Genomic DNA, 25,168 nt, shown 5'->3' on the forward strand with positions numbered 1-25,168 from the left:
AGTACTCAGGTGACCGCCCATGAATGACTTACAGATCGACGACATTAAAACCGACGAAAACGCCGCCATGGTGTTGTTGGTGGACGATCAGGCGATGATCGGCGAAGCGGTGCGCCGTGGGCTGTCGAATCAAGAAAACATCGACTTTCACTTCTGCTCCGACCCGCAGCAGGCCATTGCCCAGGCGGTGCGGATCAAACCGACGGTGATCCTGCAGGACCTGGTGATGCCCGGCCTCGATGGCCTGAGCCTGGTGCGCGAATACCGCAATCACCCGGCGACCAAGGACATTCCGATCATCGTCTTGTCGACCAAGGAAGACCCGCTGATCAAAAGCGCGGCGTTTTCCGCCGGGGCCAACGATTATCTGGTGAAACTGCCGGACACCATCGAACTGGTGGCGCGCATCCGCTATCACTCGCGCTCGTACATGACTCTGTTGCAACGCGATGCCGCTTACCGTGCGTTGCGCGTCAGCCAGCAGCAATTGCTCGATACCAATCTGGTGCTGCAACGGCTGATGAACTCCGATGGCCTGACCGGGCTGTCCAACCGCCGGCACTTCGACGAGTACCTGGAACTGGAGTGGCGCCGCTCGCTACGTGACCAGAGCCAATTGTCGTTGCTGATGATCGACGTTGATTACTTCAAGTCCTACAACGACAGCTTTGGTCACGTTGAAGGCGATGAAGCGTTACGCAAGGTCGCTACGGCGATCCGTGATGCCAGCGCGCGGCCCTCGGACTTGCCGGCGCGTTATGGCGGTGAGGAGTTTGTGCTGGTGCTGCCGAACACCTCGCCGGGCGGCGCGCGGCTGGTCGCGGAGAAACTGCGCCAGACCGTGGCTTCGCTGAAAATTCCGCACAACACCCCGGCGGAAGGGGCGAGCCTGACGATCAGTATTGGTCTGGCGACGATGGTGCCGCAGGCGGGTAGTGATTGCCGGTTGCTGATTTCGGCGGCGGATCGTGGCCTGTACCTGGCGAAGAACAACGGCCGTAATCAGGTCGGGATCGAATAAACGCTTACCCTCACCCCAGCCCTCTCCCAAAGGGAGAGGGGGCCGACCGAGGTGTCTTTGGTCCTGCATCGACCTGAAAGACCTCGGCGATTATGGATCTGTAAGCGTGGCAATTATGGATTCGGTATAACCATTTCAGGTCGGCGTATCTCTCAAATATCCCCCGATCGGTCCCCTCTCCCTCCGGGAGAGGGCTAGGGTGAGGGCTGGCAATCTCGACTCACACAGAAACCTCAAGCCATTCACCCCCGGAGCCGCCAGACGGGCTGCCGTCACAGCCTGATTACGTTATACTCGCCGGCTTTCAAAAGTTCGCCAACGAGTGCTGCCCGTCATGGAAATCAACCCGATCCTGAACACCATCAAGGACCTGTCCGAGCGCTCCGAAACTATTCGGGGGTATCTTTGACTACGATCAAAAGCATGAGCGTCTGACTGAAGTCAATCGCGAGCTTGAAGATCCGAGCGTCTGGAACAAACCTGAATACGCCCAGGAACTGGGCCGCGAGCGCGCCGCGCTGGCACAGATCGTCGATACCCTCGACGAACTGAACGGCGGTCTGGCCGATTGCCGCGACCTGCTGGACATGGCCGTCGAAGAGAACGACGAAGGCGCAGTGGGCGATGTCGTCGCCGAGCTGGCCCGTCTCGAGGAAAATCTGGCCAAGCTGGAATTCCGCCGCATGTTCAGCCATGAAATGGACCCGAACAACGCCTACCTGGACATTCAGGCCGGTTCCGGTGGCACCGAAGCCCAGGACTGGGCCAACATCCTGCTGCGCATGTACCTGCGCTGGGCGGATAAACGCGGTTTCGACGCGACCATCATGGAACTGTCGGCCGGTGAAGTCGCCGGTATCAAAGGTGCGACCGTGCACATCAAGGGTGAATACGCCTTTGGCTGGCTGCGTACCGAGATCGGCGTGCACCGTCTGGTGCGCAAGAGCCCGTTCGACTCCGGCAACCGTCGCCACACCTCGTTCTCCGCGGTGTTCGTCTCGCCAGAGATCGACGACAAGGTCGAAATCGAAATCAACCCGGCAGACCTGCGGATCGACACCTATCGTTCCTCCGGTGCCGGTGGTCAGCACGTAAACACCACCGACTCGGCCGTACGTATCACTCACGTACCGACCAACACCGTGGTCAGCTGCCAGAACGAACGTTCCCAGCACGCCAACAAGGACACCGCCATGAAAATGCTGCGGGCCAAGTTGTACGAGCAGGAAATGCAGAAACGCAACGCCGCGTCGCAAGCGCTGGAAGACACCAAGTCGGACATCGGCTGGGGTCACCAGATCCGCTCGTACGTGCTCGATGCGTCGCGGATCAAGGATCTGCGTACCAACATCGAACGCAGCGACTGCGACAAGGTACTCGACGGTGATATCGACGAGTACCTGGAAGCCAGCCTGAAATCCGGGCTGTAAAAGACGCATACAGGATCGGCTGATTCAACCCGATCCCTGTAGGAGCCAGCCTGCTGGCGATCCCCGGGCTGCAAGGCCCGGGGGCAACGAACCTGATGGAATATCTAAAGACATGAGCGACCAACAACTCGACCCGCAAGCCCTGCAACAGGAAGAAAACTCCCTGATCGCCCTGCGCAAGGAAAAGCTGGCTGCCGAGCGCGCCAAGGGCAATGCCTTCCCGAACGACTTCCGCCGCGAAAACTACTGCGATGCACTGCAGAAACAGTACGCGGACAAGACCAAGGAAGAGCTGGCAGAGGCTGCAATCCCGGTCAAGGTTGCCGGTCGCATCATGCTCAACCGTGGCTCGTTCATGGTGATCCAGGACATGACCGGTCGCATCCAGGTCTACGTCAACCGTAAAACCCTGTCGGAAGACACTTTGGCCGCGGTGAAAACCTGGGACATGGGCGACATCATTGCCGCCGAAGGCACCCTGGCGCGTTCCGGCAAGGGCGACCTGTACGTTGAAATGACCAGCGTGCGCTTGCTGACCAAATCGCTGCGTCCGCTGCCGGACAAGCACCACGGCCTGACCGACACCGAACAGCGCTACCGTCAGCGCTACGTTGACCTGATCGTCAACGAAGACGTGCGCCAGACCTTCCGCGTGCGTTCGCAAGTCATCGCGCACATCCGCAGCTTCCTGATGAAGCGCGACTTCCTCGAAGTCGAAACGCCGATGTTGCAGACCATTCCGGGCGGCGCCGCGGCCAAGCCATTCGAAACCCATCACAACGCGCTGGACATGGAAATGTTCCTGCGTATCGCGCCTGAGCTGTACCTCAAGCGTCTGGTGGTCGGTGGTTTTGAAAAGGTTTTCGAGATCAACCGCAACTTCCGTAACGAAGGCGTTTCGACTCGTCACAACCCTGAATTCACCATGTTGGAGTTCTATCAGGCGTACGCCGATTACGAAGACAACATGGACCTGACCGAAGAACTGTTCCGTGAACTGGCGCAGCTGGTACTGGGCAGCACCGACGTGCCGTACGGCGACAAGGTGTTCCACTTCGGCGAGCCGTTTGTGCGCCTGTCGGTGTTTGACTCGATCCTCAAGTACAACCCTGAGCTGACTGCCGATGATCTGAACGACATCGACAAGGCTCGCGCCATCGCCAGGAAGGCCGGCGCCAAGGTGTTGGGCTTCGAAGGTCTGGGCAAGCTGCAGGTGATGATTTTCGAAGAGCTGGTCGAGCATAAGCTGGAGCAGCCGCACTTCATCACTCAGTACCCTTTCGAAGTGTCGCCGCTGGCCCGTCGCAACGATGACAACCCGAACGTCACCGACCGTTTCGAGCTGTTCATCGGTGGCCGTGAAATCGCCAACGCCTACTCCGAGTTGAACGACGCGGAAGACCAGGCCGAGCGCTTCATGGCGCAGGTGGCCGACAAGGACGCCGGCGACGACGAAGCCATGCACTACGACGCTGACTTCGTGCGCGCGCTGGAGTACGGCATGCCGCCAACGGCCGGTGAAGGTATCGGCATCGATCGTCTGGTGATGTTGTTGACCAACTCGCCGTCGATCCGCGATGTGATCCTGTTCCCGCACATGCGACCGCAAGCGTAAACGTTTCAGTTAAAAAGCCGCCTAAAACAGGCGGCTTTTTATTGCCTGTCTGGTACAAATGTATCAATTGGTTAATTTTGCAATAGCAGAGGAAGTCCTGTCGTGATGGGTGCAATAGCTCAAGAAGGTGCAGCGGGTATCGCCACTGCGGTCGCTGAAAGCGTTCAGTACCAGGGTCGCAAGGCCAGCCGACAGGGCAGTGAGCAGCGTCGACAGGACATTCTCGATGCAGCGATGCGTATTGTCGTGCGTGACGGCGTGCGTGCCGTGCGCCACCGCGCAGTGGCCGCCGAGGCCGGTGTGCCGCTGTCGGCGACCACTTACTACTTCAAGGACATCGATGACCTGCTCACCGATACCTTCGCTCAATACGTCGAGCGCAGCGCGGCGTACATGGCCAAGTTGTGGGTCAACAATGAAGGTCTGTTGCGTGACATGGTCGTCAGTGGTGACGGCAGCCCGGAGTCGCGCTCGCAACTGGCTGACGACATTGCGCGGTTGATGGCTGACTATGTTCACCGGCAATTGCTAAACCGTCGCGAGCATTTGATGGCTGAACAGGCGTTTCGCCAGGAAGCGTTGCTCAACCCGCGCCTGGCGATTCTGGTGCGTTCACATCAGCAGATTCTGTTGCAGGGTACCTGCCAGTTATTCCAGGTGTTGGGCTCGCGTGAACCGCAACAGGATGCCAAGGTGTTGACGGCGATTATCGGACGGATGGAATATCAGGGCCTGCTCAACGACGCCGAGCCTTTGGCCGAAGAGGACATGCTCGGTATTCTGACGCGCTACATGCACCTGGTGCTCGCGTCGGTGTAATCCGCTGTTGCTTCACCCTGTGGGAGCGAGCCTGCTCGCGAATGCGGTCTGACATTCAACATCTCTGTTGCCTGACACACCGCTTTCGCGAGCAGGCTCGCTCCCACAGGGAATTGCGGCGATATTTCAGGGCTGTGTGTTCATAGGGAGTATTGAATGAAAGCCTGGCGTGGCGTGCTGTTGGCCTTGTCGTTCCTGCTGCTCAGTGGTTGTCTGGTGACCTTCAAGGAGCCATTGGCCGCCAGCGATCCCGCGCCCAAGGGCTTGCTCGGCAAATGGTCGAGCACCAACGCCTGGGGCGAGCCGATGAACCTTGAGCTGACGCGCCTGGGCAACGACCGCTATCAGGCGGTCACGTACTTCAGGGCCAAGCCCCACGAACGCGAAGCCTATCCGTTCACCGTGTCGCGCCATGGCAACCGCTGGTATCTGTCGGCGAAAGTCCCGGCGCAGTACGGCGGCCACTTCACCATCGCCGGTTTCGAACTCACCGACAAACACGAACTGGTGGTCTACAACCTCGATCTCGAACAGATCAATCAAGCGATCAAGCAAAAAGCCCTCGACGGTCAGGTCTTCCAGACCGACGATGGCGACGGCGTGCACGTCGACAGCAACCTCGACAAGGTCTTTGCTTACCTCGACGATCCGGCCAATTCCGATGTCTTCGTTGAAGCCGTGCGCTACCAGCGCCAGGCCCGCGCCCAATAATTCATTACGTCAGGTTTTCTACAGGAGTTTCGGGTGGACGATTACCAGCAGACGATACGCATGTTGTCCGATCGCATTGTGCTGGCGCAGACGCCGATCCGCGTACTCGACGCGGTCAAGTGGGACGAGAACGTGCGCAAGGGCTTTCTCAAGGCCAAGGGCAAGGAAATGCCCGCCGTTGATCGTGACTACTACCTCAACCGGCCGCTGACCTTCGATTCGAGCAAGGTCAAACTGGAATTCCAGAACATCGAGCGCGACATCACCCGCCAGCTCGGTCAGTTCAACCCGGTGGGGCAGATCATGCGGCGCATGTGCAAGGAGTACCGCATGGTGGTGCGCATGCTCGAAGCGCGCGGCACCGAGGATTTCGGCCTGATCTCGCAAGAGCTGTACGGCGCCGCCTCCGATGCTTTCCACGCTGGCGACCCGACCTTGGCGGACCTCGGTCTGATGATGTCCGACTACCTGAACAACATCGACGGCCGTGGCGATCTGAAGGACGAGCCAAAAATCCTCACCGCCAAGGACGCCGTGCACCTGCTGCAAACCCGTCTGAACAAGGTCTTTGGCGAGGCCGAGGAAACCATCCGCGTCTTTGAGTCCGACGGTATCGTTGCCGACGCAGCGGCGGGCGCTGACTACATCAAGATCCGCACCGACGCGTTGTTCAACGATCGTGACGTTCGCGCGCTGGAAGTCCACGAAGGCCTGGTGCACGTCGGCACTACGCTCAACGGTCTGAATCAGCCGATCTGCACCTTCCTGTCCAAAGGCCCGCCGTCGTCGACGGTGACCCAGGAAGGCCTGGCGATCCTGATGGAGATCATCACCTTCGCCTCCTATCCGAGTCGTCTGCGCAAACTGACCAACCGCACCCGCGCCATTCATATGGTCGAGGAGGGCGCCGACTTCCTGCAGATCTTCGAGTTCTTCCGCGAGCAGGGCTTTGAGATGGCGGAAAGTTACGGCAACGCCAGTCGCGTTTTCCGTGGTTCGACACCGACCGGTCTGCCATTCACCAAAGACTTGTCCTACCTCAAGGGCTTTATCATGGTTTACAACTACATTCAGTTGGCCGTGCGTAAGGGCAAGCTTGAGCAGATTCCGTTGTTGTTCTGCGGCAAGACCACGCTGGAAGACATGCGTACCTTGCGTCAGTTGGTGGATGAAGGGTTGGTGGTGCCGCCGAAGTATCTGCCGGACCAGTTCCGCGATTTGAATGCGTTGTCGGCGTGGATGTGCTTCTCCAACTTCCTCAATCACTTGAGCCTGGACCGGATCGAAGCGGACTATTCCAACATCCTTTGAATAACCAATATCCCCTGTGGGAGCGAGCCTGCTCGCGAATGCGATTTCACATTCAACATTAATGTTGGCTGACACACCGCTTTCGCGAGCAGGCTCGCTCCCACAGTTTTGATTTGTGTCTGACTCCCTATTTTCGCGAGGTTTCACCGGATGAGAATCCTCGGCATCATCTGCCTGCTACTGACCCTCGGTGGTTGCAGCTCTTTGTTGTTCTACCCCGAGCCCGGTCAAATCTTCACCCCGGAAAAAGCCAAACTCGAATACCGCACCGTCACGCTGGTCACGGCTGACGGCTTGAAGCTAAATGCCTGGTGGCTGCCAGCCAAACCCGGTGTCGAGGTCAAAGGCACGGTTCTGCACCTGCACGGCAACGGCGGCAATCTGCCGATGCACCTGGGCGGCAGCTGGTGGTTGCCGAAAAACGGCTATCAAGTGCTGCTGGTCGACTATCGCGGTTATGGCCTGTCCGAGGGCGAGCCGAGTTTGCCGGCGATCTATCAGGACATCGACGCCGCGTTCGCCTGGCTCGACAAGGCGCCCGAGGTCAAAGGCAAGCCGCTGATTCTGCTCGGTCAGAGCCTCGGCGGTTCGATGGCCGTGCATTGGCTGGTGCAGCATCCCGAGCGGCAGAAACAACTCAAGGCTGTGGTGCTCGACGGCGTGCCCGCGAGCTATCGCAGCGTCGGCCAATATGCTCTCAGCACTTCGTGGCTGACCTGGCCATTCCAGGTACCACTGTCGTGGCTGGTGCCGGACAGCGACAGCGCAATCAACTCGATGCCGCAACTCAACGGCGTGCCGAAACTGATCTTCCACAGCATCGACGATCCGCTGGTACCACTTTCTAACGGCATCCGTCTGTATCAGGCTGCGCCGCCACCGCGTGTGCTGCAACTGACCCGTGGCGGCCATGTGCAGACCTTCGGCGACCCGGTCTGGCGCCAAGTCATGCTGCGTTATCTGGATGATCCCGAGCATTTCAACGGCCTGCGCCGCCTCGGCGAAATCCCTAATTACCCGACACCCCCGAATTCTGAAGATGAGAGTCCGCAATGACTGAAGAACGCAACGCCATCCCGCTGATCATTACCGGTATCTGCAGCATCCTCGGCACCGTCGGGGCGCTGTGGTACTACGGCTACCTGCACTTCGCCAAACCCGAGGATGCGTTGCTGCTCAATGAATTCACCATGCTCAAGACCGTGCCGGGTGAGGATTACAAGATTTCGCTTCAGCCTGCACCGCAAGTCGCGCAGTGCATCGATGGCGTGCTGGTATTATTCGACACCGAGCAGAAAGGCCTGACCGGCGTATTGATCAACGCGCAGAAAAAAGCGGTGCGTTGCATGGGCGAAGAGACCCCGCAGAAGCTGGAGGAGTGATTCTGCAGGTTCAGCCCTCACCCTAGCCCTCTCCCAGGGGGAGAGGGGACTGACCGAGTTGTCTTTCGCTATACACCGACCTGAAAGATTGTGTCGATTATGGATTCGGCAAAGCGCTCTCAGGTCGACGCAGCTATTGAGCATCCCCCATTCGGCTCCCTCTCCCTCGGGAGAGGGCTGGGGTGAGGGGCTGCGATTTCAGCCCACACAAAAAAGCCCGGCCTGATCCATCGTGTCGAACACAAATTCTGAAAGCACCACAAATCGGCTCCCTCTCCCTCGGGAGAGGGCTGGGGTGAGGGGCTGCGATTTCAGCCCACACAAAAAAGCCCCGCCTGATCACTCAGGCGGGGCTTTTGCGTTACAGCCTGAAGCTTAGTTCGAGCTGACCGCCGAACGCGGCATTACTGGCTGGTTGTCGTTGGAAATAGTCACTTCCACGCGACGGTTCATCGCACGGCCGGAAACGCTGCCGTTCTCGGCAACCGGATATTCCTTGCCGTAGCCTTGGGTAACGATACGGGCTGGATCAACGCCCATTTTCACCAGTGCAGTACGCACGGAGTTGGCGCGACGCTCGGACAGCGACTGGTTGTGGCTAGCGGTACCGGTGCTGTCTGTGTAGCCCTCGACAATCACTTTGCGATCCGGGTTTTCCTGGAGGAATTGCGCCAGTTTGTTGATGTTGACCAGACCGCTGGATTTCAGGTCGGCGCGGTCCGTGGCGAACAGCACGTCACCGAAGGTCACCAGCGTACCGCGATCGGTCTGCTTGGCGTTCAGGCTGTCCTGCAGCTGTTTGATCTGCTGATCGCGAGCATCCAGACGCGCTTGAGCACGTTGAGCGGCAGCGTTCTTCAGATTGTTTTCAGCGGTGCGCAGGGCGATGGTCTGCTTGGCCACTTCCACGCGCTGGTTGGTCAGGTAGGCCAGTTGGTCGACCTTGGCTGCGTCTTGCTTGTCCAGATAAGCCTTGTCGGCCTTGTCCAGGTAATCACTGGCGTCTTTGGTTTCCAGCGCCGCGACCTTGCTCGCCTGTGGGTTGGCTTGCAAGCCGGCGTAGTTGGTGCGCGCCTGTTCCAGGTTCGGGTTGGGCGGAGTCGAGCAGGCAGCCAGAGCGACGCTTGCGGCCAGAAGAGCTGGGATCATCAGTTGCTTACGCATAATTTTCGTCCTTTCTATCGATAAAGTTTCAGCGTTGCTATCGGGATGCGCGCTTACTGCACGGTGCGCTGACTTTCCTGACGCAGTTCCTGAACACCTTTCTGGGAATCCTTCACGGCTTGTTCAGCCTTGGCTGCCTGAGCCTTGCGTTCGGCGACGCGAGCGTCCCACTCGGCTTGCTCGGACAGGGTGCGAGCCTCGTCATACTTCTTGTCGTGCATGGCGATTTCAGCTTGTTTCAGCTTGTCCTGCGCTTGCTTCATCTCAACCGCAGCGAACTCGGTACCGCCAGCGCTGACCGCGCTGTTCACGGCCGACTGGGTCACGGCGTATTGCTCGGTCGGTGGGTTACCAGCGCAACCGGCCAGCACGAAGCTGGTACCGATCGCCAGAGCAGCCAGTTTCAGACCGCGCAGGTGGGTAAACGAGGTTTGGTTTTTCATGGTCTTCAACTCCATTAGGCATCTCCTGAATACATCTGAATCCATCCTGGTCGAGGAGCCGCAAGCGACGTGTGAAAGCGCGTTTTTGAAACGCTCGTTCCAGGCGTGGTTACAGGTTCCGACCGGTGGGATTTTTCAAAAGTTCAGAAAAGATGGCTAATCGCCAAAAAAAACTTTGACCGAATGGACAAGGCTCTAAAGCGGGAACTTTGGCGGCAGAGAGTGGTACGCGCGGGCATTTTCAATACTGGAAAAACGTCGATCTGGAGGCAGAAATGCAGTCAATGTGGGAGCGAGCCTGCTCGCGAAAGCGGTTTGCCAGTCACCATCAATGTCGACAGATATACCGCTTTCGCGAGCAGGCTCGCTCCCACAGTTATGGACTAGGTTGTGTCAGTGTTTCTGCTTGCCGGCAGTGGCCGAGAGGTCATGCAAATGCCGGCGCGACAACGCCAGAAACCTCGGCGTCGGCCCAACATCCTCATACAACGGATCACCTTCCTCATCGGTCGCCACCACCGTCGAACCCTTAACATACGGCAGGCTCGCTTCAAACTCTTCAAGGGCTGCACCAATCAGTTCGCCGAGCAGTTCTTCGGCGTGCCGTTTGGGGTACATCTCGGCAATCGCTGCCAGACGCGCAGCGGCTTCGACGTCCAGATGAATCGTGTAGCCAGTGTCGGTCAGGCGACCCTTGGCGTTTTCTTCCCAATGCTGGGCGAGTTCACGAATTTTCATGATGACCTCATTTCGCGCCTGCTCATGGCAGGCCTGGGTGAGTGTCCGGCAGCGCCGGCGGCAAGCCGTTGTACGGCTTACTGTTGAGACTAGCTTTCCCCCACAAGGTTTAACGTCCCTTCGTCGGCTGCTTGTAAGAAGCGTCGTAGAGCGGCACTCTCTAGGTCATGCACTCGTTTCTAAGCCGTCCGGATTACTGCTGGAGAACTGCTGATGACCGATATTGATGCACGCTTGCGCGAAGATGTTCACCTGCTCGGAGAGCTGCTGGGCAACACCATTCGAGATCAGTACGGCGAGGCTTTCCTCGACAAGATCGAGCAGATTCGCAAAGGCGCCAAGGCTGACCGGCGTGGCTCGATGGACGCTGAACTGAGCGCCAGCCTCAATCAATTGAGCGAAGACGAATTGCTCCCGGTGGCGCGGGCGTTCAACCAGTTTCTCAATCTGGCGAACATCGCCGAGCAGTATCAGTTGATCCATCGGCGCGAAGAGTCGCAGCCGGCGCCATTCGAGTCCCGCGTGCTGCCGGAATTGCTCGCCCGTTTGCGCAACGAAGGTCACAGCGCCGAGTCGCTGGCCCGGCAATTGGCACGGCTGGAAATCGAACTGGTGTTGACCGCGCACCCGACCGAAGTCGCACGACGCACACTGATCCAGAAGTACGACGCGATCGCCGGGCAACTCGCCGCGCAAGATCATCGCGACCTGACGAGCGCCGAACGCGAACAGATTCAAAACACCCTGCAACGGCTGATCGCCGAAGCCTGGCACACTGAAGAAATTCGCCGCACCCGACCGACACCGGTCGATGAAGCCAAATGGGGTTTCGCGGTGATCGAGCATTCGCTGTGGCAAGCGATCCCCAACCATATGCGCAAGGCCGACAAGGCTTTGCATGAAGCGACCGGCCTGCGCCTGCCATTGGAAGCGGCGCCGATTCGCTTCGCGTCGTGGATGGGCGGCGACCGAGACGGCAACCCCAACGTCACCGCCGCAGTAACCCGTGAAGTGTTGCTGCTGGCGCGCTGGATGGCCGCGGATTTGTACCTGCGCGATGTCGATCATCTGGCAGCCGAACTGTCGATGCAGCAGGCCAGCGACGCTCTCAAAGCCAAGGCCGGCGACAGTGCTGAACCGTATCGCGCGGTGCTCAAACAACTGCGCGAACGCCTGCGCGCCACGCGCAACTGGGCACACGCCGCGCTGACTGCGCCAACCCCGGCGCCAGCCGATGTGCTGCACAACAACCGCGATCTGCTCGATCCGCTGGAGCTGTGTTTCAACTCGCTGCACGAATGCGGCATGGGCGTGATCGCCGACGGCCCGTTGCTTGATTGCTTGCGCCGGGCGGTGACGTTTGGCCTGTTCCTCGTGCGTCTCGATGTGCGGCAGGATTCCTCGCGGCACAGTTCGGCGATGACCGAAATCACCGACTACCTCGGTCTCGGTCGCTATGAAGATTGGGATGAAGAACAGCGCATCCGTTTCCTCACGCAAGAACTGACTAATCGTCGGCCACTGCTGCCGGCGCATTTCAAACCGTCCGCCGACACTGCTGAAGTGCTCAACACCTGCAAGGAAATCGCTGCCGCACCGGGCGCCTCGCTCGGCTCCTACGTGATTTCCATGGCCGGCGCGGCTTCCGATGTGCTCGCCGTGCAACTGCTGCTCAAAGAGTCCGGCGTGTTGCGGCCGATGCGCGTGGTGCCGTTGTTCGAAACCCTCGCCGACCTCGACAACGCCGGGCCAGTGATGGAGCGGCTGTTGCTGCTGCCGGGTTACCGCGCACGACTGCAAGGCCCGCAGGAAGTGATGATCGGCTACTCCGATTCGGCCAAGGACGCCGGCACCACGGCGGCGGCTTGGGCGCAATATCGCGCGCAGGAACGCTTGGTGGAAATCTGCCGCGAGCAACAAGTCGAACTGCTGCTGTTCCACGGTCGTGGCGGCACCGTGGGACGTGGCGGCGGCCCGGCGCACGCGGCGATTCTGTCGCAGCCACCGGGATCGGTGGCGGGGCGTTTCCGCACCACCGAGCAGGGCGAAATGATTCGCTTCAAATTCGGCCTGCCGGACATCGCTGAGCAAAACCTCAATCTGTATCTGGCGGCGGTGCTTGAAGCGACGTTGCTGCCACCACCGCCACCGACGCCGGAATGGCGCCATCTGATGGATGAATTGGCGGCTGACGGTGTCAGTGCTTATCGCCAGGTCGTGCGGGAAAATCCGCAGTTCGTCGAGTACTTCCGTCAGTCCACGCCGGAGCAGGAATTGGGCCGCTTGCCGCTGGGCAGTCGTCCGGCCAAGCGTCGTGCCGGCGGCATTGAAAGCCTGCGGGCGATTCCGTGGATTTTTGGCTGGACGCAAACGCGGCTGATGCTGCCGGCCTGGCTCGGCTGGGAATCGGCACTGAGCAAGGCGCTGGAACGCGGCGAAGGTGAGTTGCTCGGGCAGATGCGCGAGCAGTGGCCATTCTTCCGTACGCGCATCGACATGCTGGAAATGGTCCTGGCCAAGGCTGATGCCGACATCGCCTTGTCCTACGACGAGCGTCTGGTCGAGCCGGATCTGCTGCCGTTGGGCGCGCAGTTACGCGACCTATTGTCGCAGGCGTGCGCCGTGGTGCTCGGCCTGACCGGGCAGTCGCAGCTGCTGGCCCATAGCCCTGACACCCTGGAATTCATCCGCCTGCGCAATACCTACCTCGATCCGCTGCATCTATTGCAGGCCGAACTGTTGGCCCGCTCGCGGCAACAGAATGTCGAGCAGGGCAGCCCGGTAGAACAGGCGTTGCTGGTGTCTGTGGCGGGGATTGCCGCCGGTTTGCGAAATACCGGCTAATGTTTTTGTCTGGGCACGCGGCCCCCGGAACACTCACCGGATGCCGCGTTGCCTGACGACGGAAAGTGCCGGCAGGCGACAGTTAATGATGGGGTTGCGACTTGGGTTACCGCGTCGCAAGGTCGCGGGGGGCGTCGGTTTCTCCGACTTTTGGCGTCTTGTGTGGGCGCAGCCTGCTGTGTATCTTGATCAGCCTTTGGCCGTTTGTGCGGCCACGACCCGTATTTTCAGGATTCGTCCCAAGCGGCGAATCCTTTGTTTTGTAAAAGCTTTTTATAAAAAAATTGAGGAGCACATCTAATGCGCGTCATTCTGCTGGGAGCTCCCGGGGCCGGTAAAGGTACTCAGGCTAAGTTCATCACCGAAAAATTCGGCATTCCACAAATTTCCACTGGCGACATGCTGCGTGCAGCGGTCAAGGCCGGTACTCCGCTGGGCGTGCAAGCCAAGAGCATCATGGATGCCGGCGGCCTGGTGTCGGATGACCTGATCATCGCACTGGTTCAGGACCGTATCGCTCAGCCAGACTGCGCCAACGGTTTCCTGTTCGACGGCTTCCCGCGCACCATTCCGCAGGCTGAAGCACTGGTTTCTGCCGGCGTTGAGCTGGATGCAGTGGTTGAAATCGCTGTTGAAGACGAAGAAATCGTGCAACGCATCGCCGGCCGTCGTGTTCACGAAGCCAGCGGCCGCGTTTACCACATCGTCTACAACCCGCCGAAAATTGCGGGCAAAGACGACATCACTGGCGAAGAGCTGGTACAGCGCAAGGACGACACCGAAGAAACCGTGCGTCATCGCCTGTCGGTCTACCATTCGCAAACCAAGCCGCTGGTGGAGTTCTACCAGAAGCTGTCCGCTGCCAACGGCAAGCCGAAGTACAGCCACATTCCTGGCGTCGGTTCGGTTGATGCAATCACCACCAAGGTGCTGGCTGCTCTGAGCTGAAATGTCTGAACCGCAGCATCATCCACGGCCCGCTTGCGGGCCGTAGTTGTTTATACTGACGCCCTTTCCCACCCCTGTTTTTGGAAACATCGATGAGCACCTTGCTGGCCCTGGACACCGCGACTGAAGCTTGCTCCGTTGCCTTGCTGCATGACGGCAAGGTCACGAGCCATTACGAGGTGATCCCGCGCCTGCATGCGCAGAAGCTGCTGCCGATGATCCAGCAACTGCTGGCCGACGCCGGCACCACGCTGCAAGCGGTCGATGCGATCGCCTTCGGTCGCGGGCCGGGTGCATTCACCGGGGTACGGATTGCCATTGGTGTTGTGCAAGGTTTGGCGTTTGCGCTGGATCGTCCGGTGTTGCCGGTGTCCAACCTCGCAGTGCTGGCGCAGCGAGCGTTGCGTGAACATGGCGTGAGCCAGGTCGCCGCGGCCATCGATGCGCGGATGGATGAAGTGTATTGGGGCTGCTACCGCGAGACAGCAGGGGAGATGCGTCTGGTCGGTGCCGAAGCGGTGTTGCCACCAGAAGTTGCTGCGCTGCCGGCCGATGCCAGTGGCGACTGGTTTGGTGCTGGCACCGGTTGGGGTTATGGCGAGCGTATCGCGGTCGAGCTGACCGGCTCCGACGCCGGCATGCTGCCTCACGCCGAAGATTTGCTGACCTTGGCGCGTTTTGCCTGGGAACGCGGCGAATCGATTCCGGCGGATGACGCGCAACCGGTTTACTTGCGCGACAAAGTCGCCACCCCGAAAGCTCGCTGATTCACCACAACACCTGTGGGAGCGAGCTTGCTCGCGAATGCGGTGTCTCAGTCCCGATCTGCTTTTCTGACACACCGCCTTCGCGAGCAAGCTCGCTCCCACATGGAACTAAGTCGCCCGCGAATCCAGCCAATCGTCAGTTTCTAACCCCTCGCTTTAAACCTTTTGCGCTTTATGTGTTCTAGTTATCACTCGGCGGTTTGCTAAGTCGGTCAAGTGCCGCTAAATTGCCATCATCGATACCGAGCATGAATTTATGCGTATAGACGGCCTCTCCTCTCAGTCCTACCCCATCAAGCGCAAGCCTCGCAAAGGCAATGTGGCGCTGGATGAATCCGTCGACGATATCGACGGCGAGCTGGAATTCCCGACTGAAGAGCAATTGGCTGCCCGTGCTGCCAAGGCCTCGGCCCAACGCCTGAGCAATCTGCCTGCCCGTCAGCAAGACATGATCTATCACCGTGCGATGAAAAAGAGCGTAGCGATGGCCTTGGCCAGTTACCTGAGTACCGCCGGTTTTGTTGATTGGGATGCAGACGTGCTGGGCCTCGATCTGTACATCTGATGGTTCTGCCTTACTACCTCGGTTGCCCGTCCTGGAGCGAAAACGCCTGGCGCGAGTATCTGTACCCGGTAGACGCAAAAACGTCCGACTTCCTCGCTCTCTATTCGCAGGTGTTCAACGCCGTCGAGGGCAACACGACCTTTTACGCCAGCCCGTCGCCCGCCACCGTACAGCGCTGGGCCGAGGTCATGCCCGCACACTTTCGCTTCACCGCCAAATTCCCCGGCGATATCAGCCATAGCGGTGACCTGCGCGAGCAACTGACCGCCGCCGAAACCTTTCTGCAATTACTCAAGCCTCTTGGTGAACGCGTTTCGCCGCTGTGGCTGCAACTGTCGAAAAGCTTCACACCGCATCGCCTGCCGGAACTGGCGGCGTTCATCGATGCGCTGGATTGCCCGTTGGCCGTGGAAGTGCGGCATGAACAGTTCTTCGCCAAGGGCGAGAGCGAACGCTTGCTCAATCGCCTGCTGCTGGACCGTGGCGTTGAACGCATCTGCCTCGACCCGCGTGCGCTGTTCAGTTGCCTGTCGACCGAGTCCTCGGTGATCCACGCACAATCGAAAAAGCCGCGAGTGCCGACGCGCCCGGCGGCGTTCACCCAGTTCCCGCAGGTGCGTTTCATCGGCCACCCGGAGCTGGAAGCCAATGACCCGTTCCTGGTGCCGTGGGTGGCGAAAATCGCCGAGTGGATCGAAGAGGGCCGCACGCCGTACATCTTCCTGCACACCGCCGACAACCTCCTTGCGGCGAAGCTGGCGCAACGTTTTCACGCACAACTGATGCAACGTTTGCCTGGCCTGCCAGCGCTGCCTGAGCTATACAGAGAACCCGCCGCGGAGCAACTTGGCCTGCTCTGAGGCGGATTTTTCCTGCCCTGGAGCCTGCCGATGGATGCCCAAGCCGTTAAAGCACACGCCTTCAAAGCCCTGCATGAACGTCCGGGGATTTTCGTCATTCCCAATCCGTGGGATGCAGGGTCGGCGAAAATGCTCGCCAGTCTCGGCTATCAGGCGTTGGCAACCACCAGCGCCGGTTATGCGTTTTCCCAGGGCAAGGCCGATGGCGCGTTAAGTCTCGACGAGACCCTGGCCAATGTCCGCGCGATTGTCGCGGCCACCGATTTACCGGTGGCAGTGGATCTGGAAAACGGTTTTTCCGATGATCCGACCGAGGCTGCGAAAAGCCTGCTTCGCGCAGCAGAGGCGGGTGCGGTCGGTGGCTCGATCGAAGACGCCACGGGTCGCGCGGATGCGCCGATCTATTGCTTCGAACACGCGGTGGCACGTATCGAAGCCGCCGTCGCCGCTGTGCGCACGCTGCCATTTCCGTTCATCCTGACGGCGCGCGCGGAAAACTACCTGCACGGCAATCCTGATATCAACGACACCATTCGCCGCTTGCAGGCCTTCGCCGAAGCGGGCGCCGACGTGTTGTACGCGCCAGGTTTGCGCAACGTCGAAGAAGTACTGGCGGTGGTACGCGCGGTGGCGCCGAAACCGGTGAATGTGTTGATGTCTGGCGGATTGAAACTGACCGTGCAGGAACTGCAGGAAATGGGCGTGCGTCGCATCAGTACCGGTTCGGCACTGGCGTTGGCAGCGTTCGGCGAGTTCTTCCGCGCCGCTGAAGAAATCCAGCAGTCCGGCACGTTCGGCTTTACCTCGCAGTCGATGGCGTACGCCAAAGCCAATCAGTTTTTCAAAGGCTGAACATGGGGCGGTGGATATTCTGGCTGGTGCTGCTGATGATTGGCGGCGCTGCGCTCAGTGTCTGGCGCGGTTGGCTGGACGTGCCGCCGCAATGGAATCCATGGGTGCCACTGGACGTGAAAGCCGCGCCCAACTGGCTGACTGGCTACAAGCTGATGCGCTTGCGCAGCGACCCCGAACTCTGCGACCAGGCCTTGAGCAGTTCTGCTCTGCGTGTCACGCGGCAATCCGACAGCCCCGACGCCAAGTGTCCGCTGATCGGCGCCTTGCGTGTGCAGGGCGGTGAGGTGGCGCTGAGCAGCAGTTTCCTCGCCAGTTGCCCGTTGGCGGTGGCCTACGCGATGTTCGAACACCAAACGCTGCAACCCGCCGCGCAATCCGTTTACGGGCAAAAGGTCGCACGGGTTGATCACCTCGGCAGCTTCGCCTGTCGCAATGTCTACAATCGCGAAAGCGGTGCGCTAAGCCGCCACGCCAGTGCTGATGCGCTGGACATTGCCGGGGTTCGTCTGGCCGATGGCCGCACGGTCAGCGTGCTCAAGGACTGGCCCAAGCAAAATCAGGACGCGCAGTTTCTGCGTCAGCTGCGCGATGGCGCCTGTGAGGCGTTCAGTGTGGTGTTGAGTCCGGATTACAACGCCGCCCACCGCAATCACTTTCATGTCGATGTCGGACGCTGGAGCGTGTGTCGCTGAGGCTTAAGCGGCGAGGCGCAGGTTCTGCAGAACGATCGGGCGTGCCCAGCCGTTATCGAAGTCCAGCGCCTTCTGTTGCTCGACGATTTCTTCCGGTGGGAACGGCGGATAAGGCTTTTGCAGCAGATCCAGATCGAATTCGGCAATCGGCAGGTACAGCGGCTTCTTCTGCGGGGCCGGGCCAGGCTCTGGAACGGGCTGACCATTGTTGATCACCACCGGACGCACCCAACTGCTGTCGAAATCCTGTTGTTCTTGCTGAGCTTTCAGTTCTTCCGGCGGGAACGGCGGGAATGGTTTGTCCAGCAAGTCCATTTCGAATTCGGCGATCGGCAGGAACAGCGGTTCCGGCGGACGCACTTCGGTCTCAACCACATTGCATTCGCGCTGGCTGACGATGTGCGCGTGCAGCTCGCTGCCGATGGTCGGTTCTTCAGGGCTGCTCAGGTCAACCGGAGGGAACGTGCCGCAGGCAGGCACCACTTCACTCGTCTGTTCGGCCAGCGCCTGGGCAAAGAAATCCTGCCACAGATGACTGACGCCGCTCAGTGCTTGAGTGTTGTGACGGCTAAAGTCGCCATGGGGCGAGATGTAGCCAATCGATGTGGGAAGAATGCCTGACATTTTTTTCGGTTGACGCTCAGCTCTGGCAAAATGCGCGTTGAATGAATTATCGGCGGTTTTTGCCGATCCTTGAATTTTTGAGCGTGTTTTCCATGATCGAGCAACCTGCGGCCTGCCGCATCCATGTTCAGGCCCTCGGCCCGACGTTTGAAGCGCAAGCCGGGCAGTGGGCCGAGCGCCTGGGCCTGCCGCTTGAAGTGGCGGACGGCGAGTTTGCCCTGCAGGTCGGCGAGCAGGGTTTGCAGCTGCAACAGCTCGGCCCGGACGCACCGGGGCCGGTGCGGGTCGACTTCGTTGAGGGTGGCGCGGCGCATCGTCGGCTATACGGCGGCGGCAGCGGGCAGATGATCGCCAAGGCGGTCGGCATCGCTCAAGGCGTGCGTCCGCGCGTGCTGGATGCCACGGCAGGCTTGGGCAAGGATGCATTCGTGCTGGCCAGTCTAGGTTGCGAAATGAGCCTGATCGAACGCCAGCCGCTGATTGGCGCGCTGCTGGAAGATGGTCTGGCGCGTGCTGCGGAAGATTTCGATGTGGCGCCGATCGTGGCGCGAATGAAGTTGCTCAAGGGCAATTCCATCGAGGTCATGCAGAATTGGGAAGGCGAGCCGCCGCAGGTGATTTATCTCGATCCGATGTTTCCGCATCGCGAGAAGACTGCGCTGGTGAAGAAAGAGATGCGCCTGTTCCGACCGTTGGTGGGCGATGATCCGGATGCGCCTGCGCTGTTGCAGGCTGCGCTGGCGTTGGCGACGCACCGGGTGGTGGTCAAGCGACCACGCAAGGCGCCGTGCATCGAGGGGCCGAAGCCGAGTCATGCGCTGGATGGCAAATCGAGCCGGTATGACATCTACCCGAAGAAAGCGCTCAAACCCTGAGACCGAGGCGCCCCCATTCGCGAGCAAGCTCGCTCCCACATTTGAAATGCATTCTAAGGTGGGAGCGAGCTTGCTCGCGAAGGCGTCCGCTCAGGCACCTTAAAAGTCAGGGCCTGTAAGCACGCATAAACAACGCTACAACTTCCTGCACATGGCTTTCCGCTGCCTCTTCGCTCAACGGCTCACCACATCCATACAACAGCCGAAAATTCCCCGCACCCTTGATCAGGCAGAAGAAATGCTCAGCGGCATTGCGCGGCAGATCAATGCTCAGCGCGCCGGTTTCGTGGATGCGCGTCAACAGCCGCTCCATGCCCTGCACCATGCGCTGCGGGCCGGCCTCGAAGAAGATCAGCGACAGCTTCGGGTCCTGACTGCCCAGCGCCATGATCAAGCGGTGCAAATTCACCGACTCATCACTGTTGATCAGGTGATGAAAGCCTCGCGCAATGTTCAGCAACACATTTTCGACGGCGATGCCTTCGGGCAATTCGAAGAACAACGGCGGTAATTGCTCCTCGCATTTGGCCACCACGGCGGCGGAGAACAGCGTCTCCTTGTCGTTGAAATGGCTGTAGACCGTCAGCTTCGACACGCCCGCCTCGCTCGCCACCGCGTCCATGCTGGTGTTGGCATAGCCATGACTCAGAAACAGAATTTTCGCCGCGTCGAGGATCGCCTGGCGCTTGGCCAGATCCTTGGGGCGGCCCGGACCGTTTGGAGCTGAAAGATTGTTCGACATTCTTCGCTTTTAATACTGGACTGGTGAGTTTGCTATTAATACCATACCCACCAGTATAATTATTCCAAGCACCATTAGCGAAAGGTCCGTCACCATGTTCCGCCATGCGTTGTCCCTCGCGTTGCCAGTGAGTCTGGCGTTCCTTTTGTCAGCGTGCGGTCAGGAAGAGGCGACGCAAGTCACCGTGCGACCGGCCATGGTCGTGCAGCCAGAGCCTTCGGGGCAGGCGATGGAAAGTTATCCGGGCGAGGTTCGCGCTCGCTACGAACCCGATCTGGCGTTCCGCATTGGCGGCAAAGTCAGCCGACGACTGGTCGATGAAGGCCAGCGGGTGAAGGCTGATCAACCGCTCGCCGAACTCGATCCGCAAGACGTGCGCCTGCAACTGGAAGCCACCCGCGCTCAGGTTGCTGCCGCCGAAGCCAATCTCAATCTGGTGCGTGCCGAGCGTGATCGCTACAAGACCCTGATGGATCGGCAGATGGTCAGCCGCTCGGCTTACGACAATGCCGAAAACCTTTACCGCTCCGGTGAAGCCCGCCTCAAACAAATCAAAGCCGAATTCAACGTATCGACCAATCAGGCCAGTTACGCGGTGCTCCGTGCGCCGCAGGATGGCGTGGTCGCCAAGCGTTCGGTCGAGGTTGGGCAGGTGGTTGCCGCCGGGCAAACCGTATTCACCCTGGCCACTGATGGCGAGCGCGAAGTGCTGATCAGCCTGCCGGAGCAGAGCTTTGGCCGCTTCAAGGTCGGTCAGCCGGTAACTGTTGAATTGTGGACGCAGCAAAACCAGCGTTTCGCCGGGCAGATCCGCGAACTGTCGCCCGCCGCCGATCCGCGCTCGCGTACCTTCGCCGCACGCATTTCTTTCACCAGCGGCAAAGTCCCGGCTGAACTGGGCCAGAGCGCCCGGGTGTTTGTGCAGTCGGCCGATAGCGTTTCCCTGTCGGTGCCGCTCTCGGCGCTCACCGCCGAAAACGGCGCGACCTACGTGTGGGTCGTCAACGGCAACAACACCTTGAAGAAAACCCCGGTGCGCATCGGCCCGTTCGGCGAGAAAAGCGTGCCGGTGCTCGAAGGCTTGAACGCAAGCGACTGGGTGGTCGCCGCTGGTGTGCATGTGTTGCTTGAAGGGCAGCAGGTGCGTCCGGTGGATCGCTCCAACCGTGTGGTCAATCTGGCGGACAAGGAGTAAGTCCCGATGCGCTTCAACCTTTCCGAATGGGCGCTGCGTAATCGCCAGATCGTACTGTTCCTGATGCTTTTGCTGGCCATCGTTGGTGCGTTGTCCTACACCAAGCTCGGCCAGAGTGAAGACCCGCCGTTCACCTTCAAGGCGATGGTCATCCAGACTCGCTGGCCGGGTGCGACCGCGCAGGAAGTCTCGCGTCAGGTCACCGAACGCATCGAAAAGAAACTGATGGAAACCGGCGAATACGAGCGCATCGTCTCGTTCTCGCGCCCCGGTGAATCCCAGGTCACCTTCATTGCCCGCGACTCGATGCACTCCAAGGAGATTCCCGACCTCTGGTATCAGGTGCGCAAGAAGGTCAGCGATATTCGCCAGACGTTGCCGCCGGATATTCAGGGGCCGTTCTTCAACGATGAATTCGGCACCACGTTCGGTAATATCTATGCGCTAACGGGGGATGGTTTCGATTACGCGGTGCTCAAGGATTACGCCGACCGTATCCAGATCCAGCTGCAACGGGTCAAGGATGTCGGCAAGGTCGACTTGCTCGGTTTGCAGGACGAGAAGATCTGGGTCGAGTTGTCCAACGTCAAACTGGCGACCCTCGGCCTGCCGCTGGCGGCGGTACAACAAGCGCTGCAAGAACAGAACGCGGTGTCCACTGCGGGGTTCTTTGAAACCGGTAGCGAGCGCTTGCAGCTACGGGTCTCGGGGAATTTTCAGACAGTCGATGAGATAAAGAACTTCCCGATCCGCGTCGGTGATCGTACGTTCCGCATCGCCGATGTCGCCGATGTGCGTCGCGGTTTCAACGACCCACCGGCGCCGCGCATGCGCTTTATGGGCGAAGACGCGATTGGTCTCGCGGTGGCGATGAAGGATGGCGGCGACATTCTGGTGCTCGGCAAAGCACTGGAGGTCGAGTTCTCACGCATCCAGAAAAACCTCCCGGCCGGCATGCAATTGCGCAAGGTCTCCGACCAGCCGGCGGCGGTGAAAACCGGGGTCGGCGAGTTCGTCCAGGTGTTGGTCGAGGCGCTGGCGATTGTCTTGCTGGTGAGCTTCTTCTCCCTCGGCGTGCGCACCGGCATGGTCGTGGCGCTGACCATTCCGCTGGTGCTGGCGATGACCTTCGCCTGCATGTATTACCTGGGCATCGGCCTGCACAAGATCTCCCTTGGCGCGCTGGTGTTGGCGCTGGGCTTGCTGGTGGACGACGCGATCATCGCCGTGGAAATGATGGCGATCAAAATGGAGCAGGGCTTCGACCGCATCCGCGCGGCGAGCTACGCCTGGACCAGCACCGCGTTCCCGATGCTCACCGGCACATTGATCACCGCCGCCGGGTTTCTGCCGATTGCCATGGCGCAATCCGGCACCGGCGAGTACACCCGCTCGATCTTTCAAGTGGTGACCATTGCGTTGCTCGCGTCCTGGGTGGCAGCGGTGGTGTTCGTGCCGTATCTGGGGGAAAAACTCCTGCCGGATCTGGCAAAAATTCATGCGGCCAAACATGGCACGGGTGACGGTCAGGCTGATCCGTATGGCACGCCGTTTTATCAGCGCGTTCGGCGCTTGGTGGAGTGGTGCGTGGCGCACCGCAAGACTGTGATCGTGCTGACAGTCGGGCTGTTTATTGCCTCGGTGATGTTGTTCCGCTTCGTCCCGCAGCAATTCTTCCCGGCCTCCAATCGACTGGAGTTGATGGTAGATCTGAAACTGGCTGAAGGCGCGTCGTTGGCCAATACCACCGGTGAAGTCAAACGTCTGGAAGCGCTGCTCAAGGATCACGCCGGCATCGACAATTACGTGGCTTACGTCGGCACCGGATCACCGCGTTTCTATCTGCCGCTCGATCAGCAATTGCCGGCGGCGAGCTTCGCTCAGTTTGTGGTGTTGGCAAAGAACATCGAGGAGCGTGAGGCGCTGCGCAGCTGGTTGATTGAAACGCTTAACGAGCAATTCCCGGCGCTGCGTTCGCGGGTTACGCGTCTGGAAAACGGTCCGCCGGTTGGTTATCCGGTGCAGTTCCGCGTCACCGGTGAACACATCGAAGAAGTCCGTGCGCTGGCACGTAAGGTTGCAGCCAAGGTTCGCGAGAATCCGCATGTGGTCAATGTGCATCTGGATTGGGAGGAACCGAGCAAGGTCGTGTACCTGAATATCGATCAGGATCGTGCCCGGGCGTTGGGTGTGAGCACGGCGAATCTGGCGAAATTTCTGCAGAGTTCGTTGACCGGGTCGAGTGTCAGTCAGTATCGCGAAGACAATGAGTTGATCGAGATTCTGCTGCGCGGCACGGTGCATGAGCGCACTGAATTGTCGTTGCTGCCGAGTCTGGCGGTGCCGACGGATAACGGTCGCAGTGTGGCGTTGTCGCAGATTGCCACGCTGGAATACGGCTTTGAGGAAGGGATTATTTGGCATCGCAATCGGCTGCCGAACGTGACCGTGCGCGCCGATATTTATGGCAAGGAGCAGCCGGCGACGCTGGTGAAGCAGATCATGCCGACGCTGGATTCGATTCGTGCCGAGTTGCCCGATGGTTATCTGTTGGATGTTGGCGGCACGGTGGAGGATTCCGAGCGTGGGCAGAAGTCGGTGAATGCCGGGGTGCCGATGTTCATCGTCGTTGTGCTGACGTTGTTGATGGTGCAGTTGCGCAGTTTTTCGCGTACGGCGATGGTGTTTTTGACGGCGCCGCTGGGGTTGATCGGGGTGACGTTGTTTTTGATGGTGTTCCGTCAGCCGTTCGGGTTTGTGGCGATGTTGGGGACGATTGCGTTGTCCGGGATGATCATGCGCAATTCGGTGATTCTGGTGGATCAGATCGAGCAGGATATTGCGTCGGGGCTTAAGCCTTGGCAGGCGATTATCGAGGCTACGGTTCGACGCTTCAGGCCGATTGTGTTGACGGCGCTGGCGGCGGTATTGGCGATGATTCCGTTGTCGCGCAGTGTGTTTTTTGGACCGATGGCGGTGGCGATCATGGGGGGGTTGATTGTTGCGACTGCGCTGACGCTGTTGTTTTTGCCGGCGTTGTATGCGGCTTGGTTCAGGGTTCGCAAAGACTCCGTTTGATTTGTGGGTAGCGTGGCGGCCTTTGGGCCGACCATGCTCTGGTTGTTCTTTGTGAATATCCGTTGCTTCGGGTGCTGCCGCTGGCGGTTTCGCTCTTACAGCGAGTCACCTTTTCCAAACGCCGAAAAGGTAACCCAAAAGGCTTTGCCCTGACGTTCGGCCCCTCGCTGAGGCTCGGGGTCCCTTCGCTCCGGGATCGATCCGGGGGCATCGCTTCCGGTTTGCTTCGCTGCACCTCCTTTCGATGTGTTCGACTTCGTCGAACGGTCGCTGCGCTCCCACCCCCGGATCAATCCCTCCACTCAGCCTGCCGACGGGCTCTAAGATCAAAAGCTGCAGCCGAGCTAACGCTCATCCTGTTGAGTGGTGAGGAGCAGAAGCGGTCTGCTCTTGCTCTTCTGTGGGAGTGAGCCTGCTCGCGATGGCGGCCTGACAGCCGACCTGTTTTTTGCAGATGTACTCCATCCAACTGTGGGAGCGAGCCTGCTC

General features: G+C 59.7%; 23 protein-coding genes. 18 read left to right on the forward strand and 5 right to left on the reverse strand.

Translation table 11 applies throughout. The annotated features are described in order from the left end of the window. Positions 1–19: 19 nt before the first annotated feature. The 8 genes from ACRRSD_RS20755 (at position 20) to ACRRSD_RS20790 (ending at position 8,289) form a co-directional block, all read left to right on the forward strand. On the forward strand, positions 20–1,021 hold the full coding sequence (locus ACRRSD_RS20755; RefSeq protein ID WP_007908918.1) for a response regulator: 1,002 nt from the start codon (positions 20–22) through the stop codon (positions 1,019–1,021). Positions 1,022–1,355: 334 nt separating this feature from the next. Next, positions 1,356–2,451, forward strand: a protein-coding gene (prfB, locus tag ACRRSD_RS20760) for a peptide chain release factor 2 (protein WP_099758102.1) whose coding sequence is annotated in 2 segments (ribosomal slippage) — positions 1,356–1,427 and positions 1,429–2,451 — 1,095 coding nt in all. Because the reading frame shifts where the segments join, the coding sequence is not laid out codon by codon here. Between the two features lie 112 nt (positions 2,452–2,563). Continuing rightward, complete coding sequence (gene lysS, locus ACRRSD_RS20765) at positions 2,564–4,066, forward strand: lysine--tRNA ligase (RefSeq protein ID WP_435035080.1); 1,503 nt, start codon at positions 2,564–2,566, stop codon at positions 4,064–4,066. Positions 4,067–4,171: 105 nt separating this feature from the next. Beyond that, complete coding sequence (locus ACRRSD_RS20770; protein ID WP_102900566.1) at positions 4,172–4,885, forward strand: TetR/AcrR family transcriptional regulator; 714 nt, start codon at positions 4,172–4,174, stop codon at positions 4,883–4,885. 156 nt (positions 4,886–5,041) lie between these two features. Further along, on the forward strand, positions 5,042–5,596 hold the full coding sequence (locus tag ACRRSD_RS20775; protein ID WP_435035082.1) for a hypothetical protein: 555 nt from the start codon (positions 5,042–5,044) through the stop codon (positions 5,594–5,596). Positions 5,597–5,656: 60 nt separating this feature from the next. Continuing rightward, positions 5,657–6,907, forward strand: a complete 1,251-nt coding sequence (locus ACRRSD_RS20780; protein ID WP_191625110.1) for a flavohemoglobin expression-modulating QEGLA motif protein — start codon at positions 5,657–5,659, stop codon at positions 6,905–6,907. A 150-nt stretch (positions 6,908–7,057) separates the two neighbouring features. Further along, positions 7,058–7,963 (forward strand): alpha/beta hydrolase, encoded by a 906-nt coding sequence (locus ACRRSD_RS20785; RefSeq protein WP_435035083.1) that lies wholly within the window; start codon positions 7,058–7,060, stop codon positions 7,961–7,963. After that, positions 7,960–8,289, forward strand: a complete 330-nt coding sequence (locus ACRRSD_RS20790; protein WP_134174866.1) for a hypothetical protein — start codon at positions 7,960–7,962, stop codon at positions 8,287–8,289. The genes ACRRSD_RS20785 and ACRRSD_RS20790 overlap by 4 nt, the downstream gene beginning before the upstream one ends. 375 nt (positions 8,290–8,664) lie before the next feature. Here ACRRSD_RS20790 and ACRRSD_RS20795 read toward each other — a convergent pair whose 3' ends face one another. From ACRRSD_RS20795 to ACRRSD_RS20805, 3 genes are all read right to left on the reverse strand, one after another. After that, the gene (locus tag ACRRSD_RS20795; protein WP_038357819.1) at positions 8,665–9,453 is read right to left on the reverse strand and encodes an OmpA family protein; all 789 of its coding nucleotides are present in this window, start codon (positions 9,451–9,453) and stop codon (positions 8,665–8,667) included. A 53-nt stretch (positions 9,454–9,506) separates the two neighbouring features. Next, on the reverse strand, positions 9,507–9,911 hold the full coding sequence (locus ACRRSD_RS20800) for a DUF4398 domain-containing protein (protein WP_034154861.1): 405 nt from the start codon (positions 9,909–9,911) through the stop codon (positions 9,507–9,509). 378 nt (positions 9,912–10,289) lie between these two features. After that, positions 10,290–10,634, reverse strand: a complete 345-nt coding sequence (locus tag ACRRSD_RS20805) for a hypothetical protein (RefSeq protein WP_038357825.1) — start codon at positions 10,632–10,634, stop codon at positions 10,290–10,292. Between the two features lie 213 nt (positions 10,635–10,847). Between ACRRSD_RS20805 and ppc the strand changes: the two genes are divergently transcribed. From ppc to ACRRSD_RS20840, 7 genes are all read left to right on the forward strand, one after another. Then, positions 10,848–13,478 carry a phosphoenolpyruvate carboxylase gene (gene ppc, locus ACRRSD_RS20810; RefSeq protein ID WP_435035084.1) on the forward strand — a complete coding sequence of 877 codons (2,631 nt, stop codon included), beginning with the start codon at positions 10,848–10,850 and terminating at the stop codon, positions 13,476–13,478. A gap of 300 nt (positions 13,479–13,778) precedes the next feature. After that, on the forward strand, positions 13,779–14,426 hold the full coding sequence (adk, locus tag ACRRSD_RS20815; RefSeq protein WP_435035086.1) for an adenylate kinase: 648 nt from the start codon (positions 13,779–13,781) through the stop codon (positions 14,424–14,426). Between the two features lie 92 nt (positions 14,427–14,518). Further along, positions 14,519–15,193 (forward strand): tRNA (adenosine(37)-N6)-threonylcarbamoyltransferase complex dimerization subunit type 1 TsaB, encoded by a 675-nt coding sequence (tsaB, locus tag ACRRSD_RS20820; protein WP_123374582.1) that lies wholly within the window; start codon positions 14,519–14,521, stop codon positions 15,191–15,193. A gap of 256 nt (positions 15,194–15,449) precedes the next feature. Then, entirely contained in the window at positions 15,450–15,758 is a 309-nt protein-coding gene (locus ACRRSD_RS20825; protein ID WP_007908889.1) for a hypothetical protein, read from the forward strand. After that, on the forward strand, positions 15,758–16,618 hold the full coding sequence (locus ACRRSD_RS20830) for a DUF72 domain-containing protein (RefSeq protein ID WP_435035088.1): 861 nt from the start codon (positions 15,758–15,760) through the stop codon (positions 16,616–16,618). The genes ACRRSD_RS20825 and ACRRSD_RS20830 overlap by 1 nt, the downstream gene beginning before the upstream one ends. Positions 16,619–16,648: 30 nt before the next feature. Next, positions 16,649–17,470 carry an isocitrate lyase/PEP mutase family protein gene (locus ACRRSD_RS20835; protein ID WP_435035089.1) on the forward strand — a complete coding sequence of 274 codons (822 nt, stop codon included), beginning with the start codon at positions 16,649–16,651 and terminating at the stop codon, positions 17,468–17,470. A 2-nt stretch (positions 17,471–17,472) separates the two neighbouring features. Further along, positions 17,473–18,165, forward strand: a complete 693-nt coding sequence (locus tag ACRRSD_RS20840) for an extensin-like domain-containing protein (RefSeq protein WP_435035090.1) — start codon at positions 17,473–17,475, stop codon at positions 18,163–18,165. A gap of 3 nt (positions 18,166–18,168) precedes the next feature. On the opposite strand, the gene ACRRSD_RS20845 is transcribed toward ACRRSD_RS20840, so the two are convergent. After that, the gene (locus ACRRSD_RS20845) at positions 18,169–18,789 is read right to left on the reverse strand and encodes an energy transducer TonB (protein WP_122600862.1); all 621 of its coding nucleotides are present in this window, start codon (positions 18,787–18,789) and stop codon (positions 18,169–18,171) included. 92 nt (positions 18,790–18,881) lie between these two features. Here ACRRSD_RS20845 and ACRRSD_RS20850 point away from each other — a divergent pair, with 92 nt between their 5' ends. Beyond that, on the forward strand, positions 18,882–19,664 hold the full coding sequence (locus tag ACRRSD_RS20850; RefSeq protein ID WP_122600895.1) for a class I SAM-dependent methyltransferase: 783 nt from the start codon (positions 18,882–18,884) through the stop codon (positions 19,662–19,664). A 106-nt stretch (positions 19,665–19,770) separates the two neighbouring features. Here ACRRSD_RS20850 and ACRRSD_RS20855 read toward each other — a convergent pair whose 3' ends face one another. Further along, positions 19,771–20,406: a TetR/AcrR family transcriptional regulator gene (locus tag ACRRSD_RS20855; protein ID WP_150691961.1), complete on the reverse strand. Its 636-nt coding sequence runs from the start codon at positions 20,404–20,406 to the stop codon at positions 19,771–19,773. Between the two features lie 94 nt (positions 20,407–20,500). On the opposite strand from ACRRSD_RS20855, the gene ACRRSD_RS20860 reads away from it, so the two are divergent. Both ACRRSD_RS20860 and ACRRSD_RS20865 read left to right on the forward strand, forming a co-directional pair. Then, positions 20,501–21,601: an efflux RND transporter periplasmic adaptor subunit gene (locus tag ACRRSD_RS20860; RefSeq protein WP_435035091.1), complete on the forward strand. Its 1,101-nt coding sequence runs from the start codon at positions 20,501–20,503 to the stop codon at positions 21,599–21,601. A 6-nt stretch (positions 21,602–21,607) separates the two neighbouring features. Further along, positions 21,608–24,679, forward strand: a complete 3,072-nt coding sequence (locus ACRRSD_RS20865) for an efflux RND transporter permease subunit (RefSeq protein WP_435035093.1) — start codon at positions 21,608–21,610, stop codon at positions 24,677–24,679. Positions 24,680–25,168 lie beyond the last annotated feature (489 nt).

This window comes from Pseudomonas neuropathica, assembly GCF_051174785.1.
Lineage (GTDB): Bacteria > Pseudomonadota > Gammaproteobacteria > Pseudomonadales > Pseudomonadaceae > Aquipseudomonas > Aquipseudomonas neuropathica_A.